Annotated in this window: 13 protein-coding genes; 3 read left to right on the top strand and 10 right to left on the bottom strand. The window is 67.1% G+C overall.

Features of this window, described 5'->3' with window-relative positions; all coding sequences use genetic code 11:
- Positions 1 to 1,136: helix-turn-helix domain-containing protein (locus tag ACFPN9_RS08065; RefSeq protein ID WP_377816333.1), on the top strand; the 1,136-nt coding region annotated here is incomplete at its 5' end.
- Between the two features lie 573 nt (positions 1,137 to 1,709).
- Here ACFPN9_RS08065 and gyrB read toward each other — a convergent pair.
- The 9 genes from gyrB to ACFPN9_RS08020 form a co-directional block, all read right to left on the bottom strand.
- Positions 1,710 to 4,148, bottom strand: coding sequence for a DNA topoisomerase (ATP-hydrolyzing) subunit B (gene gyrB / locus ACFPN9_RS08060; protein ID WP_066719898.1), 2,439 nt, complete (start codon positions 4,146 to 4,148; stop codon positions 1,710 to 1,712).
- A 120-nt stretch (positions 4,149 to 4,268) separates the two neighbouring features.
- Positions 4,269 to 6,107, bottom strand: a complete 1,839-nt coding sequence (recQ, locus tag ACFPN9_RS08055; protein ID WP_066719901.1) for a DNA helicase RecQ — start codon at positions 6,105 to 6,107, stop codon at positions 4,269 to 4,271.
- A gap of 56 nt (positions 6,108 to 6,163) precedes the next feature.
- Positions 6,164 to 7,489 (bottom strand): methyl-accepting chemotaxis protein, encoded by a 1,326-nt coding sequence (locus tag ACFPN9_RS08050; RefSeq protein ID WP_377816330.1) that lies wholly within the window; start codon positions 7,487 to 7,489, stop codon positions 6,164 to 6,166.
- 73 nt (positions 7,490 to 7,562) lie between these two features.
- Positions 7,563 to 8,690, bottom strand: coding sequence for a DNA replication/repair protein RecF (recF, locus tag ACFPN9_RS08045; RefSeq protein ID WP_066719908.1), 1,128 nt, complete (start codon positions 8,688 to 8,690; stop codon positions 7,563 to 7,565).
- A gap of 13 nt (positions 8,691 to 8,703) precedes the next feature.
- Positions 8,704 to 9,819: a DNA polymerase III subunit beta gene (gene dnaN, locus ACFPN9_RS08040; protein WP_066719927.1), complete on the bottom strand. Its 1,116-nt coding sequence runs from the start codon at positions 9,817 to 9,819 to the stop codon at positions 8,704 to 8,706.
- Positions 9,820 to 9,966: 147 nt separating this feature from the next.
- Positions 9,967 to 11,445: a chromosomal replication initiator protein DnaA gene (dnaA, locus tag ACFPN9_RS08035; RefSeq protein WP_066719999.1), complete on the bottom strand. Its 1,479-nt coding sequence runs from the start codon at positions 11,443 to 11,445 to the stop codon at positions 9,967 to 9,969.
- An 846-nt stretch (positions 11,446 to 12,291) separates the two neighbouring features.
- Positions 12,292 to 12,558, bottom strand: coding sequence for a 30S ribosomal protein S20 (rpsT, locus tag ACFPN9_RS08030; protein WP_066719929.1), 267 nt, complete (start codon positions 12,556 to 12,558; stop codon positions 12,292 to 12,294).
- A gap of 183 nt (positions 12,559 to 12,741) precedes the next feature.
- Positions 12,742 to 13,737: a threo-3-hydroxy-L-aspartate ammonia-lyase gene (locus tag ACFPN9_RS08025; RefSeq protein ID WP_066719931.1), complete on the bottom strand. Its 996-nt coding sequence runs from the start codon at positions 13,735 to 13,737 to the stop codon at positions 12,742 to 12,744.
- A gap of 7 nt (positions 13,738 to 13,744) precedes the next feature.
- Positions 13,745 to 14,518 carry an enoyl-CoA hydratase gene (locus tag ACFPN9_RS08020; RefSeq protein ID WP_066719933.1) on the bottom strand — a complete coding sequence of 258 codons (774 nt, stop codon included), beginning with the start codon at positions 14,516 to 14,518 and terminating at the stop codon, positions 13,745 to 13,747.
- Between the two features lie 179 nt (positions 14,519 to 14,697).
- Here ACFPN9_RS08020 and ACFPN9_RS08015 point away from each other — a divergent pair, with 179 nt between their 5' ends.
- On the top strand, positions 14,698 to 15,249 hold the full coding sequence (locus ACFPN9_RS08015) for a lipocalin family protein (RefSeq protein ID WP_066719936.1): 552 nt from the start codon (positions 14,698 to 14,700) through the stop codon (positions 15,247 to 15,249).
- 23 nt (positions 15,250 to 15,272) lie between these two features.
- Here the strand turns inward: ACFPN9_RS08015 and mutM are convergent, their stop codons facing one another.
- On the bottom strand, positions 15,273 to 16,172 hold the full coding sequence (gene mutM / locus ACFPN9_RS08010) for a bifunctional DNA-formamidopyrimidine glycosylase/DNA-(apurinic or apyrimidinic site) lyase (RefSeq protein WP_066719939.1): 900 nt from the start codon (positions 16,170 to 16,172) through the stop codon (positions 15,273 to 15,275).
- A gap of 62 nt (positions 16,173 to 16,234) precedes the next feature.
- On the opposite strand from mutM, the gene ubiE reads away from it, so the two are divergent.
- A complete protein-coding gene (gene ubiE / locus ACFPN9_RS08005; protein WP_377816325.1) occupies positions 16,235 to 17,047 on the top strand; it encodes a bifunctional demethylmenaquinone methyltransferase/2-methoxy-6-polyprenyl-1,4-benzoquinol methylase UbiE in 813 nt (270 codons plus the stop codon).
- The last annotated feature ends 88 nt before the right edge of the window (positions 17,048 to 17,135 follow it).

The raw sequence follows: 17,135 nt of genomic DNA, 5'->3' as shown, positions 1-17,135 counted from the left end.
CGGAGAACTCTGAACCTCTTGCTCTTCCATGCCGACCTCCTCTCCAGAGGGGTCAGTTCCTCATGGCGTCAGGGGGGCAGTTTGTCGTGGCGCCTGACAAACTGAGACTATCAAATCCGTTCGGCATGGAATTGATGGCTTCGGGCATACTCGCGAGTGAACTCGGCGCTAGGGGGCGTCGGCTAAGCGAGGAGGACGTTGCTGCGTTCAATTCCCGCTACATCTCAACGATCGAGGCGGGGGAGCTCTTGGGGTGCAGTCCTCAAAAGGCCGTTCATGCGCTGCGAGACGAGAAGCTCGTGGCAGGACCGCCAGACTATTGCAGCTACCTTTGGGAGCGAGAGTCCACGGTTGCGGTAATCGAACGCCTGCTTTCCGTGGTGGAGGACGAGCCGGCGAGCTTCATTTTCAACGCCGAGGAGCACGTCATCGCGACCCAGATTATGGAGATCATGGGCGTAAACCGCGATACGGTCACGCTGATGCAAAAACAGGGGCTGATCTCGGCGGTTCGAGTGAGCGGGCAGTACTATTTTTCCGTGAGCGAGGTTGCCGCTTTCCGAGAGCGCTATCTTTGCGGGAAGGACTTGGCCGAGGCACTTGAGGCAAACACAAAAAATCCGGGCATGGCACCGATTTGGTTTGCCAAGCGGCTCGGGTTGGTGCCGGTTTTCGCCCCTCCAGCGGGAAGAATCCAGATTTTTGACCGCATCGAGTTTGTCGAAGCGGTCCGTAAATTCGAGATCGAACGCCAAGCCGAAGAGGAAAGACAGGCGAAGATCGCGGAGATTCCGGTGCTGGCTTCGCTTGAAGCGGCCGCGAGGTTAAGACTCGTGCCTGCATTCCTATCGCGGGTCGTCAAAGCCGGCCTTTTGAGCGGCGAAGAAAGGAAGCGGTGCTTCGTTTTCACGATCGACGAGATCGAGCGGTTCGAACGAACTTATATCCTGGCGACCGAGGCGTCGGAATTCATCGGGAAGAAAGGCGCAATGACCGCTGTAGCGGCTCTCGCGCGGTTGGGGGTCGCGCCAGTGGTGCCGTATAAGGAAATCGGCGGCTACATCTATGAACGGGAGCCGGCACTTAACGCGCTTGGCGGGCTTCCCAAGACCGTTGGTCCACAGCCTAACGAGTAAGACCGGACGAGCGATCCGAAGCTCATCTGAATTATCAGGGCGCCTTCTTGGTGCGCTTTTGCTTCCGAGCCTGGGCTCGAAGTTCGCGCACACGCTGCTTGCTGGCGTCCCCCAGTTCGGCCTGACTGCGTTCACCTTACTGCGTGAGCGCAACCGAAACCGGCCCTTTAAGGGTCGGTTTAACCTGTTCCGGCGATTGAGACGACCGATCAGCCAATTCTACGTCCAACAACACTTCGCGACAGCACTACCTAGGACCTGTGTCAGTTGGACCACGCTGGGTAACGCCGCCAAAGGTACCGGTCGACTCGAAGAGGCACTACCAGGGTCCTACCTCCGCGCGCCGCCGGTAGTGCCGGCAGACTACATTTTGCGAGCACCTTACGACAAGCCGGCGATCGACGATCGCCGGCTTGAGGCGATATCCGCTCAGCCCCAGCTGCTGCGGCATTCGCTCAAGGGCCCAGGCTCCATAACGCCCGTAATCGACTTGAGTCGATGATCTACGTCATTTGAGTCTGGATACCCGGCCACAGAGTCAGGCTTTAGGGTGCCCCTACACCGGCGACGGCGTCAGGTGTCGACGGTGGCGTTGAGGGCGTTGCTCTGGATGAATTCGCGCCGCGGCTCGACCACATCGCCCATCAGCTTGACGAAGAGATCGTCCGCCTCGTCATTCTGGTCGTTCTTGACCCTGAGCAGCGAACGGACCTCGCGGTCGAGCGTGGTCTCCCAGAGCTGCTCGGGGTTCATCTCGCCCAGCCCCTTGTAGCGCTGCAGTGAGACGCCCTTCTTGCCGATGGCGGTCACGGCCTCGAAGAGGTCGGTCGGGCCGTTGACGGCGTGGTCGTCGCCCTTGCGGCTGAGCACGCCCGGGCGCGAATAGGCCTCCTGCAGCGAGGCGGAAGCGGCGTCGAGCTTGCGGGCCTCGGCGCTGGCGAGCAGTCCGGCATCGATCGCCGCGACCTGCTTGACGCCGCGCACCATGCGCGAGAACTGGAAGCCGCCCTCGGCGACCTTGCCTTCCCAGCCGCGCTCAAGATCGTCGGAGATCGCGTCGAGACGGGCGGCGACCTTGGCGGCAGCGGCCTGGGCCTGGGCCTCGTTCTCCTCCGAAACCGGCCGCAAGGCGCCGGCGATCGCCATCTGCTCGACGACGCGCCGGTCATAGCGCGAATGGAGCTGCGACAGCGTATGGCGGATGCCCCGCGCCTCCTCGATCAGCCCGCGCAAATCGGATCCGCCGCGCTCGACCACACCGGCCGCATCGCCGCCGACGGTCTTGAAGACCGCGCCGTCCAGCGCCGTCTCGATCAGGTAGTCTTCCAGCGCGCGCTCGTCCTTGAGGTAGACATGGCTCTTGCCGCGCGCCGCCTTGTAGAGCGGCGGCTGGGCGATGAAGAGATGGCCGCGCTCGATCACCTCCGGCATCTGCCGGTAGAAGAAGGTCAAGAGCAGGGTGCGGATGTGGGAGCCGTCCACGTCCGCGTCGGTCATGATGATGATCTTGTGGTAGCGCAGCTTCTCGATGTTGAACTCCTCGCGGCCGATGCCGGCGCCGAGCGCCGTGATCAGCGTGCCGACCTGGTCGGAGGAGAGCATCTTGTCGAAGCGCGCGCGCTCGACATTGAGGATCTTACCGCGGAGCGGCAGAACCGCCTGATATTCGCGGGCGCGGCCCTGCTTGGCGGAGCCGCCGGCCGAGTCACCCTCGACGATGAAGAGCTCGGACTTGGCCGGGTCCCGCTCCTGGCAGTCCGCCAGCTTGCCGGGCAGCGAGGCGATGTCGAGGGCGCCCTTGCGGCGGGTGAGGTCGCGCGCCTTGCGGGCGGCCTCGCGGGCGGCCGCGGCCTCGGCCACCTTTCCGACGATGGTCTTGGCCTCGTTGGGGTGCTCCTCCAGCCAGGTCGAGAGCGCCTGGTTGACGACGTTCTCGACGACGGGGCGAACCTCGGACGAAACCAGCTTGTCCTTGGTCTGGGAAGAGAACTTCGGATCCGGCACCTTGACCGAGACGATCGCGGTCAGGCCCTCGCGGCAATCGTCGCCGGTGAGCGCGACCTTCTCCTTCTTGGCGATGCCGGAGCTTTCGGCATAGCCGGTGACCTGGCGCGTCAGCGCGGCGCGGAAGCCGGCGAGATGGGTGCCGCCGTCGCGCTGCGGGATGTTATTGGTGAAGCAGAGCACGTTCTCGTGGTAGCTGTCGTTCCACCAGAGCGCGACGTCGACGGTGATACCGTCCTTCTCGCTGGACAGCATGATCGGCTGCGCGATCACCGGCGTCTTGGCGCGGTCGAGATAACGCACGAAGGCCTCGACGCCGCCCTCATACATCAGCTCCTCGCGCACGATCTCGGCGCGGCGGGCGTCGGTCAGGACGATACGGACGCCTGAATTGAGGAAGGCGAGTTCGCGCAGCCGGTGCTCGAGCGTCTTGTAGTCGAACTCGACCATGGTGAAGGTCTCGGCCGAGGGGGTGAAGGTCACCTCGGTGCCGCGCTTGTCGCCGGCGGGCCCGACCACCGCGAGCGGCGCCACCGCGTCGCCATGGCGGAACTCCATGTAATGCTCCTGACCGCCGCGCCAGATGCGGAGCTTCAGCGAGACGGAGAGCGCGTTCACCACCGAGACGCCGACGCCGTGCAGGCCGCCCGAGACCTTGTAGGAGTTCTGGTCGAACTTACCGCCGGCATGGAGCTGGGTCATGATGACCTCGGCCGCCGAGATGCCTTCCTCGGAGTGAATATTGGTGGGGATACCGCGGCCATTGTCGGTCACGGTGACCGATCCGTCGGCATTGAGCGTCACCGTGACGAGATCGGCATGGCCGGCGAGCGCCTCGTCGATGGCGTTGTCGACCACCTCATAGACCATGTGGTGCAGACCCGAGCCGTCGTCGGTGTCGCCGATATACATGCCGGGGCGCTTGCGCACCGCATCCAAGCCTTTGAGAACCTTGATGGAATCGGCGCCGTAAGCGGCGTCTTCAAGGTCGCGGGCAGCGTCGCTCATCTCGTCGTCCTTCAGCGGGCGCGAGGCGTCCGCGGTGATCTTGATTCGTTGGGAAAACTATAGCCGCCGACTGCGGCTTTTTCACGCGTGTGCGCGCGTACACGCGTAGGGGCGGCGGGATCAACCCGGAAAGCGCGTGATCGCCTCCAGGAAGGCCTCGCCATATTGCGTCAGCTTGCGTTCGCCGACGCCCTCGATCGCGCGCATCTCCTCGAGCCCCGCCGGCCGCGCCCGCGCCATCGCGATGAGGGTGCGGTCGGTGAAGATGATATAGGCGGCGACGCCTTCCTCGCGGGCGAGCGAGAGGCGCAGCTGGCGCAGATGCTCGAACAGCCCGGCCGTGCCCTCGTCGAGCCCATCGGCGCGGGCCTGCTCGCGCCCGCTGCGGCGGCTGCCGCGCTCGGCGAAGGGGTCGGCCCGCAGCGCGATCGGCTCGCGGCCGAAGAGGATCTCCTCGCCCTTGTGGGTCAGCCGGAAGCCGCCATGCTCGACGCTGGCTTCCGCGAGCGCCCCGGCGGCGAAGAGCTTGCGGGCCAGCGCCGTCCAGGCACTCTTGGGCTTGTCCTGGCCGACGCCGAAGGTCTTGAGCCCGTCATGGTTCTGACGGCGGATCGCCTCCGTCGCCGTGCCGGTGAGGATATCCGCGAGATGGGCGGCGCCGAAACGCTGGCCCGAACGCGCGACCGCCGAAAGGAGCTTGCGGGCATCCAGCGTCGCGTCGGTGAGTTCGGGCGCCTCGGCGGCGCAGAGATCGCAGCGGATCGCGGCCTTTGCGTGGCGGCAACTCGGCGTCTCCTCGCCGAAATAGGAGAGCAGCGCGCTGCGCCGGCAGAGCGCCGATTCGCAGAGGTCGATCATGGCGTTGAGGCGCTTGTGCTCGATCCGGCGGCGCTCGTCGTCGATCGGCTTCTCGTCGATCTGACGGCGGCGCAGCGCCATGTCGTCGACCCCGTAGAGCGTCAGCGTGTCGGCGTTGAGCCCGTCGCGGCCGGCGCGGCCGATCTCCTGGTAATAGCTCTCGATCGAGCCCGGCATGTCGGCATGGACGACGAAGCGGACATCGGGCTTGTTGATGCCCATGCCGAAGGCGATGGTGGCGCAGACGACGACGCCGTCCTCCTGCAGGAAGACGTCCTGATTGCGGTTGCGCTGCTCCTGCTCCATCCCGGCATGATAGGCGAGCGCATTCCAGCCCTTTTCGCGCAAGCCCTCGGCCAGCCGCTCGGTGCGGCTGCGCGAGGAGCAGTAGACGATGCCCGAGCCGCCGCGATGGCTGCGCAGGAAGGCGTCGATCTGGCGGCGCGGCTGGTCCTTCGGCGCGAAGGCGAGCTTGAGGTTCGGCCGGTCGAAGGAGTGCACCACCAGATGCGGCGGCCGCGGAAAGAGCTGCTGGGCGATGTCCTCGCGGGTCTGCCGGTCGGCCGTGGCGGTCAGCGCCGTCACCGGCACGCCGCCCAGCGCCTCGCGCGTCTTCGCGAGCAGCCGGTATTCGGGGCGGAAATCATGGCCCCATTGCGAGACGCAATGGGCTTCGTCGATGGCAAGCCGCGTGACGCCGAGGCGGCGCAGCCGGCCCACCAGCCCCTCGCCAGCCAGCCGCTCGGGCGAGACGAAGAGCAGACGCAGATCGCCGGCATTCAGCCGGTCCCAGGCCTCGGCGGCCTCGCTCTCGCTGTTCATCGAGTTCAGCGAGGCGGCGGCGACGCCCGCTCGGGTCAACTGCCCGACCTGGTCGCGCATCAGGGCGATCAGTGGCGAAACGACCAGCGTCAACCCGCCGGCCACCAGCGCTGGAAGCTGATAGCACATCGACTTGCCGGAGCCGGTCGGCATCACCGCGAAGACGTCACGGCCGGCGAGCGCAGCCTCGATCACCTCCCACTGACCGGGACGGAAATCATCGTAGCCGAAGACGGATTTGAGGATCGCGCGGGCGTCTGATTCGCGGGAGGGCGACATGAGGAGGGTGTGCCCGAGGCAGGCCGCGATGACCAGTCCCGCAATGCGGGGGCAGCTCAGACGGCGTCGCGGATCACCGGCGCATGGCGCTCGGCGCGGACCTGTGCGATCTCGCCGAGAAATCCGCCGATCGACCGTTCCAGCTCCTGCGCGCGCACCAGGGCCGCCTTGACGCGCTCGTCCGTCTGGGTCGCCAGGACGGCGGCCTCACCGGCCAACCCCTCGACGAGCGAAGCGTGGCGCGCGATGGCGTCGACACCGCGGGAGGAGGTTTCGGCCTGAGCGGCAACCCGCTCGATGCGATCATGCTGATCGGCCGTCGATGCCGCGACGAGGCGGGCGCTCGCCTGCATGGTCAGCACGGTCTGGGCGAGATGGCCGACGGCATCCTCGATCGACTGGCTGGCCGTGACGACCTCCTCGATGCCCTGGCGAATGGTCTCGGTCGCCTGGTTGGTCGCGGTCGCGAGCGACTTCACTTCGGCGGCGACGACGGCGAAGCCTCGCCCCGCCTCCCCGGCGCGGGCGGCCTCGATCGTGGCATTCAGGGCGAGCAGATTGGTCTGCGCCGCGAGACTGCGGATCAGCTCGACGACATGGCCGATACGGCTGTTCGCCTGGCGCAGCATGGCGACATTGCCCGCAATGCCCTCGCATCCCGCCTCGGCCTCGTCGGCCGCACGGCTCGACTGGGCGGTCTCCGCCGAGATGTCGGCGCAGGAGGCTCCGAAGCTGCGGGTCGCCGCGACGATCTCCCTCACCGAGGCCGCGACCTGCTCAGGACGCCGCTGCGTCTCCGCCACCGCCTGCAGGGTCTGGGCGGCCTTTGCCGACATCTGCGTGGAGAAGCCCGAAACATCGCCGAGGCTGAGTTCGATGGCGGAAATCCTCTCGGCGATGCCATCCCGGAACGCCTGCTCGACCTGGCGGATGCGATCGGCCGTACGGGCCTCGATCGCCCCGTCGAACTGGGCGATCGAGTAGCTCATATCGGTCAGCATCAGCTTGGCGAACACCTGCAGGGCGGTGTCGACCTTGCCCCAGCGGCGTTTCCATTTCGCGACGATGACGGGGAGGAAATGCGAGAAATCAGCCAGGAAGAACAGCGGATAATCCGACAGGTCGATGCCGTTGCGGTTGGCCCGGGCCACGATGCGCCGCTTGGCGGCGACGTAGTCCTCGCCGAAGTCGAGGGCAAACAGCAATCGGTACTTGGCCAGCTCGTCCTGACGCAGCTCGGGATCGCGTTCGCGCCTGTCGAGATCGGCCACGACGCCCTGCAACCGGTCGATCGAGGCACCGAAATGGGAGGAGAGCACGGCCAGCAAGCGGCTCGCGATCTCCTTTTCCGTCGCCGAGAACATTGTTCGGGAAGGCTGCATGACCCCCATCTCTAGCCGGAAATGGTTAACCGCCGATCAACCATGACGCGGCGTCCGCCGAAGGCCGCTCGGCTCAGGCGATGTCCTCGATCCGGCCGGGCGTGACGGCGAGACGCTGCGACCCTGCCGGCAGATCGGTAAACAGCGTGGGGTCGGCGCCCGTCATCCAGACCTGGCAGCCCAGCGCCGTCAGACCCTCATAGAGCGCCGCCCTCCGGCGGGGATCGAGATGGGCGGCGATCTCGTCGAGCAGCACGAGCGGCTCGAGATCGCTCATCGCGGCGACGAGGCGGGCATGGGCCAGGACGAGCCCGATCAACAACGCCTTCTGCTCCCCGGTCGAGCCCTGCCCTGCCGGAATGTCCTTGGGTCCATGGCGGACCTCGAGATCGGAGGCCTGGGGGCCGGTCAGCGTCCGGCCCGCGGCCCGGTCGCGAGCCCGGCCCTGGCGCAGCAGAACGCGGTAGCCGTCCTCGGCGTCGAGCGCGGCATGTTCGGCGACAAGCCGGTCGATCTCGCCGGACAGCGCGAGCTGGGCATGGGGGAAGGGCGAGGCCTCGTCACGGGTCTCGGCGATGATGGCCGTGAGCCTCGCCACGGTCTCTGCGCGGGCCGCGGCCACCGCGACGCCGAGCTCGGCGATCTCGCGCTCGACGGCATCGAGCCATTGCGTCTGGTGCGGGCTCTCTTCAAGAATGCGGTTGCGCGAGCGCAGCGCCCGTTCGAGCGCGTTCGACCGGGTCGCATGGGCGGGATCGACCGCCAGAACCAGCCGGTCGAGGAAGCGGCGCCGGTCCCCGGCCGCTCCCCGGAACAGCCCGTCGAGATCCGGCGTCAGCCAGACGACGCGCAGATGCTCGCTGAAAGCGAGCGCCGAACCGGCGGCGGCGCCGTCGATGCGGGCGAGCCGCGCGCGCTTGCCCTCGGTATCGGCCGGCCCCAGCCCCACGCCGAGCCGTGCCCCGTCCTCGGCGAGCGCGATCGAGACGGCGAAGGCGCCGTCGCCCCCCTGACGGGCCATGTCGGCGAGATCGGCCCGGCGCAGGCCTCGGCCGGGCGCGAACAGGGACAGCGCCTCGAGGATATTGGTCTTGCCGGCGCCGTTCTCGCCGCAGAGCGCAATGATTTGGCCCCCGATCGCGAGATCGAGGGCCTGATAGGAGCGGAAATCCTGCAGGATCAGGCGCGCGACGGCGGCCACGGCGGGATGACGCCTAGACGCGCATCGGCATCAGCACATAGAGCGCGGAAGCCCCGTCGCGATCCTGGATGACCGTCGGCGAACCCGGATCGGCGAGCTTGAGCAGGGCGGTATCGCCGTCGAGCTGGGCGGCGATATCCATCAGATAGCGGGCGTTGAAGCCGATATCGAGCGGGCTCGCATCGTAATCGACCTCGATCTCCTCCGTCGCCGAGCCGGAATCCGGATTGGTGACGGAGAGCGTCATGCGGCCATCGGCCATGGAGAGCTTCACCGCCCGGCCACGCTCCGAGGAGATCGTCGAGACGCGGTCGACGGACGCCGCGAAATCGCCCTTGTCGACGGTCAGGCGCTTGTCGTTGCCAGCCGGAATGACGCGCTGATAGTCCGGGAAGGTGCCGTCGATCAGCTTCGAGGTCAGCACCACGGCGGCGGTGGCGACGCGGATCTTGGTCGCGGAGAGTTCGACCATGACCTCGCTCTCGCCATCCTCCAGCAGCTTCTGGATCTCGGCCACGGCCTTGCGCGGCACGATCACACCCGGCATGCCGACCGAGCCCTGCGGCGCAGCGGTGTCGACGCGGGCGAGGCGGTGACCGTCGGTCGCGACCGCGCGCAGCATCGGACGGCCATCGACATCGATGGTGTGGAGATAGATGCCGTTGAGATAATAGCGCGTCTCCTCGGTGGAGATCGCGAACTGCGTCTTGTCGATCAGGCGCTTGAGCTCGCCGGCCGGCAGCTTGAAGCCATGAGCCATCTCGCCGGCGGTGATGTCGGGAAAATCGCTTTCGGGCAGCGTCTGGAGCTGGAAGCGCGAACGGCCCGAGCGCAGCACCAGCCCGGTTTCGCCTGTGGTCTCGAGCGAGACCTGGGCACCGTCGGGCAGCTTGCGGACGATGTCGTAGAGGGTGTGGGCCGGAACCGTCGTCGCCCCAGGCTCGGGCACGTCGGCCGCGACGGTTTCCACCACCTCGATGTCGAGATCGGTCGCCTTGAGTTTCAGCCCGGCCTCGGTGCCGCTGAGCAGCAGGTTCGAGAGGATCGGGATCGTGTTGCGGCGCTCCACGACGCGGTGCACATGGCCCAGCGACTTGAGCAGGGTGGAGCGTTCGACAGTGACCTTCATCTGCGAGTCTTCTGGCGTCTCTGCGCCCGCCACGAAAACGCGGGCCTCATGAATGGCCCGCGACATTGCCGGAGGGCCGAGCGTGGCGCAAGGGCGCCACGCCGGCAAACACAACCAAAATGCCGCGCTGCGAAAACGCCGTCCGCCTCACTCCTGCAGCATGCGCTTCAGGAGATCGACCTCGTCATGGAGCGTGCGGTCCTCGGCGATGGCCTTCTCGATCTTGCGGACCGCATGGAGGACCGTGGTGTGATCGCGCCCGCCGAAGCGCCGGCCGATCTCCGGCAGCGAACGCGGGGTCAGCGCCTTGGCGAGATACATCGCGATCTGGCGCGGCTTGACCACGGCCGCGGTCCGGCGCTCCGAGAGAATGTCGGCGCGGCTGACATTGTAGCGGGTCGCGACCAGCTTCTGGATGTCCTCGATCTTGACGCGGCGCGGCTCGCGGGTGCGCACCAGATCGCGGATCGCCGCCTCCGCCGTCTCCAGCGAGACGGGCTGCCCCGACAGCGTCGCATGGGCGAGCAGCCGGTTGGCGGCGCCGTCGAGATCACGGCCATTGGTGGCGACGACGCGGGCGACATAGGCGACCACGTCCGGATGGACCTGGAAGTTCGGATGGGCCGCCTGCAGCGCCTCCAGCCGGTTTCCGAGGATCTTCGCGCGCAGCGCCTCGTCGAGATCGCCGACCTCGACGACGAGCCCGCCGCCGAGCCGCGAGCGGATGCGCTCATCCAGCGCCTCCAGATCATTTGCCATCCGGTCGCCGGCGACGACGATCTGCTTGCCGGCGTCGATCAGCGCGTTGATCGTGTGGCCGAACTCCTGCTGGATCGACTTGCCCTGGATGAACTGCACGTCGTCGACGACGAGAAGATCGATGCCGCGCAGCTTCTCTTTGAAAGCCAGCGCGGTCTGCGACTTCAGCGCCGCGACGAAGCCGTACATGAAACGGTCGGCGGTGAAATAGGCGACGCGCTTGCCCTGGCTGCGGGCCTCCTGGGCGATCGCCTGCAGGAGATGCGTCTTGCCGAGCCCGACACCGGCATGGATGTAGAGCGGGTTGTAGGGGCTGCTGCCGGCCGGGGCTGCAGCGATGCGTTCCGCCGCGGCGAAGGCGAGCTGGTTCGACTTGCCGACGATGAAGGCCTGGAAACTCATGCGCCGGTCGAGCACGGTACCGCAGGCATCAACGAGATCACGCTCGGCAGCCTCGACCTGCGCCACGGGGACAGGAGCGCCTTTGGGTTCGGCGGCGGGGGCGACCGGAGCCGCCTGGCGGCCGCGCAGGGGCACGATCTCGGCCGGCGGCTGAGACAGATCGCGCGACACCGGGCGCACCGAGAGCATGATGCCGTTGAGGCCCGGCAGTTCGGCCATGCAGTTGACCCGCAGCCGTTCGGCGTAATGCGCCTCGAGCCAGCTCTTCAGGAAGCGGGTGGGCACCGTCAGATAAGCCACGCCGTCGACGATGCTGCCGAGCTCGACGCGCGCGAACCAGCTCGAGAACACGTCCTCGCCGAGTTCGGCGCGCAGGCGCCGCCGCACCCGGTCCCAGGCCTCGGTCGCACTCGCCGGCGTTGTCCCCGTCTCGTCCGCCACCACACACGCCTGCTCGGCCACCATCACAACGCTCAACGCCGACACAACCTCCACCGTTTCGTCCATCCGCCGCCGCTCGAACATCGTCTGCCCCATTTCTTCAGTCATGCACGCGCCTGACCCGGCCGCCGCACAGGCGGGCCGGACCGGAGCTGTTCTTTCCGGTCACGTCTCAGGGTTCCCGCAAACGTGAAGGTCTGCGGGGTTCTCCCGATCCGATCTGATCGATTACGCTTTCAAGGCTCGTCGCAGGACGAAACCGCACTTCATCTCAATCGCGAAAGACAAAGAGCCGCATCCTCCAACCTCCAGGTCGCGAGCCAAAAAGCGTTCATCTTGTGGAAACACCGGGTGGCCGTCGCTGTCCGTCCGGCGTTGAAAAAGACCTTACAGGGCGCTCTCGAAGGGCTGCAATATGCCGCTTTCGGGATGCCCGAGAGTCAGCCCCCGGAGCCGCTCATGTGACGAACGGGCAGCCGGCTCGCAATTGGTTGGGGAACTTAAGATTTTCTTCATGAAGGCGGTGCCCGGGCGGCCCCGAATCTTTTTTTTCGGGGGCCGCGGAGAGGGGGGCCAGAGTCACCGGGATTCACCGAAGGCCAGTTGCTTTGCCCGCTAACATACTGAAAGTTCAGGACTTTCGCTGCGCGGTCAAAGCGGCTGGTCAGGCCGATTTTGCGCCCTCAAAGCGCAGGTGGAGTCAAGCCCGTAAAGCGTCGGAAACGTTGCGGAATCGCGCCTGCCGAAGCGCCATTTCGAGGTTCTTTCGGCTGTTGCAGCGATGCAACAAGCCGGCTTCGACGCATGAAAAAAGCCCGGCCTGGGGCCGGGCTTTTCCAAGGGTCATCGAAGCCGTTCGCGCGGAGGCGATCAGGAGGCGAGAGCGCCGATCCGATGAGCGAGGCGCGAGACCTTCCGCGAGGCGGTGTTCTTGTGGACGATGCCCTTCTGGGCGGCCCGCATGATCTCCGGCTGGGCGGCCTTGAGAGCCTCGGCCGCGGCGCTCTTGTCGCCGGAGGCGATCGCCTCCTCGACCTTGCGCAGGAACGTGCGCATCCGCGAGCGGCGCGCCTTGTTGACCTCGGTGCGGCGCTCGATCTTGCGCGTCGCCTTCTTGGCCGACGTCGTATTGGCCATCGGATACGTCCTCGTCTTCTGCATCGCGACCGGGCGCCTGGCATGATGCCGGCGGAACACGATCGCTACCGTGATGGAAATCCGCGAGCGATGGCCAGCGCTTGCGCGGGCCGTCGCGAGTGGGAGGCGTATAGTCGCAAGCTGGCGCGGCGTCAACGCGGAATCGCTGTGGACGCCGCGATTTCAGGCGCCCGGTGCGAGGAAGCGCGCATAGGCGCCCAGATCGACATTGCCGCCGCTGATGATGACACCGACGCGCTGGCCCGCGACCGGAACGGCGCCGGTGAAGGCCGCTGCCGCCGCGAGGCAGCCGGTGGGCTCGACGACGAGCTTCATCCGCTCGGCAAAGAAGCGCATCGCATCGACCAGCGCGGCGTCGCTGACGGTGACGATGTCCTCGACCAGCGCCTGGATGATCGGAAAAGTGTAATCGCCCAGGAAAGGCGTCTGGGCCCCGTCCGCGATGGTCTTGGGGACGTCGATGCGGACGATCTGGCCCGAACGCAGCGATTGCTGGCCGTCATTGCCGGCTTCGGGCTCGACGCCGAAGACGCGGCAGCCGGGGTTCAGCGCTTTGGCCGCGAGCGCGCAGCCGGCGAGCAGGCCGCCGCCGCCGAGACAGACCAGCAGCATGTCGAGCGGGCCGGCATCCTCGATCAGCTCCTTGGCCGCCGTACCCTGCCCTGCGATGACGTCGGGATGGTCGTAAGGCGGGATCAGCGAGAGGCCGCGCGCCTGCGCCAGCTCGCGGCCGATGGCGAGCCGGTCCTGGGTGTAGCGGTCATAGGTCACGACCTCGGCGCCGTAGCCGCGGGTGGCGGCGACCTTCGCAGCGGGCGCATCGAGCGGCATGATGATGGTGGTGGGCACGCCGAGCAGCTTGCCGGCATAGGCGATCGCCTGGGCGTGGTTGCCCGAGGAGAAGGCGACGACGCCCGCCTTGCGCTGCTCCGGCGACAGCGCCGCGATGGCGTTGTAGCCGCCGCGGAACTTGAAGGCGCCCATGCGCTGCAGGTTCTCGGGCTTGAAGACGAGATTGGCGCCGGTGCGCTCATTGGCGGTGCGCGAGGTCAGGGCGGGGGTGTGGTGGGCGACGCCCTTGAGCCGCGCGGCGGCGACTTCGACATCGGCATATCCCGGCAGGATGAAGCCGGCCGGGCTCTTGATCGTGACGGTCATGGCGATCTCAGCTGTTCTTGAAGGCGGGTTTGCGCTTCTCGGCGAAAGCGGCCATGCCTTCCTTCTGGTCATGCGTGGCGAAGAGCGAGGAGAAGAGCCGGCGCTCGAAGCGCACGCCTTCGGCCAGCGTCACCTCGAAGGCTCGGTTGACCGTCTCCTTGACCATCAGCGCGGAAGGCAGCGACTTGGCGGCGATCGCATCCGCAGCCTTCATGACCTCGGTCATCAGGTCGGCGAGGGGGACGATGCGGGCGACGAGCCCGGCGCGCTCGGCCTCGGCCGCATCCATCATCCGGCCGGTGAGGCAGAGATCCATCGCCTTGGACTTGCCGACCGCGCGGGTGAGGCGCTGCGTGCCGCCGGCGCCGGGAATGACGCCGAGATTGATCTCGGGCTGGCCGAACTTCGCATTGTCGGCGGCGATGATGAAGTCGCACATCATGGCGAGCTCGCAGCCGCCGCCCAGTGCGAAGCCGGCGACGGCGGCGACGATCGGCTTGCGGCGCTGACCGATCCGGTCCCAGTCGGCGAATTTGTCGTCGAGATAGGTCTCGGGATAGGTCCGGTCCTGCATCTCCTTGATGTCGGCTCCGGCGGCGAAGGCCTTTTCCGAGCCGGTCAGGACGATGCAGCCGATGGCGGGATCGCGCTCGAAACCGTCGAGCGCCGTGTTGATCTCGGCGATGAGCTGGCCGTTCAGCGCGTTCAGCGCCTGGGGGCGGTTGAGCGTGACGAGCCCGACCTTGCCCTTCGTTTCGACGAGAATGGTCTCGTAAGCCATGGCGCCCTCCCGGTTCGGCTGTGCGCACGTGGTTTAGCGGCGCGGCCGGCGCAGGTCCATGCGCGCGGGCGCAAGACCGTCTGTGCCGCGACGGGGAGGCGCAGCGGGGCCTGAATGGATCCGGCAGGGGGGCGAGCGCGTAGTGTGGAGACACACGCAATCCGCCGGAGGATATCCTGATGCGCGCCCCGATCATCGCCCTCCTCGCCGGGCTTCTGCTCGCCGGCTGCGCCGCCGGTGGCCTGCAGAGCAGCCAGGCTCCGCAGCCCGCCAAGCCGGTCGCGGTCGAGCGGCTCTATACCGGCCTCTGGCACGAGTTCGCCCGCCGACCGATGGCGATCACCGATGGCTGCGTCGCCGGTGCGACCGAGTACAAGCGCGGTGAAGGCGGCCGGATCGAGGTGCTCGATTCCTGCCGGATGGGGACGCCCTCGGGCGAGCTCAAGACGATCGGCGGGCCGGGCGAGATCCTCGACCCCGGCACCAATGCGAAGCTGCGCGTGACCTACACGGTCTTCGGCGTCGTTCCGGTGGTGCGCGACTACTGGATCCTCGACCGCGCCAACGACTACAGCTGGTTCATCTCAGCCGATCCGACCTTCAAGGATCTCTATATCTTTGTGCGCGATCCGAAGATGAGCCCGGCGCTGCGCCGCCAGCTGGTCCAGCGGGCCGCCGCGCTCGGCTACGACGTGTCGAAGCTGGAATATCCGGAGTTGCCGCGCCGCTGAGGCCGGCCCTGCTCCGCGGCGCCTCAGCGCCGCGGCGAGCGGGGCTGGCAGGTCTCGCAATAGAAGGTCGAGCGGCCGGACTGCACGAGCCGCTTGACGAGGCTGCCGCAGCCCGGCGCGGTGCAGGGCTCGCCCTCGCGGTCATAAACCTTGAACCGGTGCTGGAAATAGCCGAGCGAGCCATCGGCATGGGCGAAGTCGCGCAAGGTCGAGCCGCCGGCCGCCACCGCCTCCTCCAGAACCTCGCGGATGATCTGCGCCAAGGCATGCGCGGCGGGGCGCGGCCGGCCGGTCGGCGTTGCGATGGATCCCGCCTCGGCCTCCGGGTGCAGTCCGGCCCGGAACAGCGCCTCGCAGACATAGATGTTGCCCAGGCCCGCCACGAGGCGCTGGTCGAGGAGGGCTGCCTTCAACGGCGCGAATTTGCCCGCGAAGAGCTGCGCCAGCGTCTCTCCCGAAAGCTCGTTGCCGAGCGGTTCGATACCCATGCCGGCGAAATGCTTGGAGGTCGCCAGCTCGGCGCGCGGCACGAGATCCATGAAGCCGAAGCGGCGCACGTCGTTATAGGTGATGCGTGCGCCGGACCCCATGTGGAAGACGACATGGTCGTGGATCAGGTGCCGGCCGATCTCGTTGTAATAGGCGCCCGGCTCGACCGGCGGGGTGCCCGGCGCCTCGACGACGAAGCGCCCGCTCATGCCGAGATGCATGATCAGCGCCTGGCCGTCATCGAGATCGGCGATCAGATATTTCGCCCGCCGCGACAGCGCCTCGATCCGCCGGCCGGTGAGGCGGGCGGCAAAGCGCTCGGGCAGCGGAAAGCGCAGATCCGGCCGGTTCTGCTCGACCCGGAGCAAGGTTTCGCCCAGCATCGCCGGTTCCAGCCCGCGCCGGACGGTCTCGACCTCGGGAAGCTCGGGCATCTCAGTCAGTCTCCGGTCGGCCTGCGTCGAGAGGGGCCGCGACAAGCCCCGCTCGTTTGGCTATGCATCGCCCCAAGCAAAGACAAGACAGATTGCACAGGATCGGACCGATCGTGACAGCAGCTTCCGAGACCACGCATTTCGGCTTCGAGACCGTGCCGCTCCGCGAGAAGCAGGCCAAGGTGGACGATGTCTTCCACAAGGTCGCCGGCCGCTACGATCTGATGAACGACCTGATGTCGGCGGGCCTGCACCGGGCCTGGAAGAGTGCGCTGCTGACGGCGGTCAACCCGCCGAAGGACCGCCCCTCCCGGCATCTCGACGTGGCCGGCGGCACGGGCGACGTCGCCTTTTCGGTGCTCGAGGCCGGCGGACCGCAGACGCAGGTCACGGTGCTCGACATCAATGCGGAGATGCTGAGCGTCGGCCGCGACCGGGCGGCAAAGCGCTTTCCCGGCGACGAGCGCATCGCCTTCGTGCAGGGCAATGCCGAGGAACTCGGCCTGCCGGACAACCATTTCGACGCCTATACGATCGCCTTCGGCATCCGCAACGTGCCGCGCATCGACAAGGCCCTGGCCGAGGCCCATCGGGTGCTAAAGCGCGGCGGGCGCTTCCTTTGCCTCGAGTTCAGCCATGTCGACGTGCCGCTGCTCGACAAGGTCTACGAGGCCTATTCCTTCAACGTCATCCCGCCCATAGGGCGGATGGTGACCGGCGAGGCCGAGCCCTACCAGTATCTCGTCGAGTCGATCCGCAAATTCCCGCGCCCCCAGGCCTTCGCCGGCATGATCGAGGCCGCCGGTTTCCGCCGGGCCAAGTTCACGCCCATGACCGGAGGCGTGGTGGCGCTGCATTCGGGCTGGAAGCTGTGAGGAAGCGTGTTGCGTCATGCTCGGGCCTGACCCGGGCATCTCTCGACGGGAGCCCCTTTCGGCAGGAGATGGTCGTGTCGGGCCCGAC

It is taken from the genome of Allobosea massiliensis (assembly GCF_042655245.1).
GTDB classification, from domain to species: Bacteria; Pseudomonadota; Alphaproteobacteria; order Rhizobiales; family Beijerinckiaceae; genus Allobosea; species Allobosea massiliensis.
Note: the sequence above shows the minus strand (reverse complement) of the source record. Positions and strands in the feature narration are given on the sequence as shown.

Coding starts and splice junctions, on each gene's coding strand:
- ACFPN9_RS08025 (WP_066719931.1), bottom strand. CDS start 13,737: ATGACCGTCACGATCAAGAGCCCGGCCGGCTTCATCCTGCCGGGATAT.
- gyrB (WP_066719898.1), bottom strand. CDS start 4,148: ATGAGCGACGCTGCCCGCGACCTTGAAGACGCCGCTTACGGCGCCGAT.
- dnaA (WP_066719999.1), bottom strand. CDS start 11,445: ATGGTGGCCGAGCAGGCGTGTGTGGTGGCGGACGAGACGGGGACAACG.
- ACFPN9_RS08050 (WP_377816330.1), bottom strand. CDS start 7,489: ATGCAGCCTTCCCGAACAATGTTCTCGGCGACGGAAAAGGAGATCGCG.
- ubiE (WP_377816325.1), top strand. CDS start 16,235: ATGCATCGCCCCAAGCAAAGACAAGACAGATTGCACAGGATCGGACCG.
- ACFPN9_RS08020 (WP_066719933.1), bottom strand. CDS start 14,518: ATGGCTTACGAGACCATTCTCGTCGAAACGAAGGGCAAGGTCGGGCTC.
- dnaN (WP_066719927.1), bottom strand. CDS start 9,819: ATGAAGGTCACTGTCGAACGCTCCACCCTGCTCAAGTCGCTGGGCCAT.
- ACFPN9_RS08015 (WP_066719936.1), top strand. CDS start 14,698: ATGCGCGCCCCGATCATCGCCCTCCTCGCCGGGCTTCTGCTCGCCGGC.
- mutM (WP_066719939.1), bottom strand. CDS start 16,172: ATGCCCGAGCTTCCCGAGGTCGAGACCGTCCGGCGCGGGCTGGAACCG.
- recQ (WP_066719901.1), bottom strand. CDS start 6,107: ATGTCGCCCTCCCGCGAATCAGACGCCCGCGCGATCCTCAAATCCGTC.
- rpsT (WP_066719929.1), bottom strand. CDS start 12,558: ATGGCCAATACGACGTCGGCCAAGAAGGCGACGCGCAAGATCGAGCGC.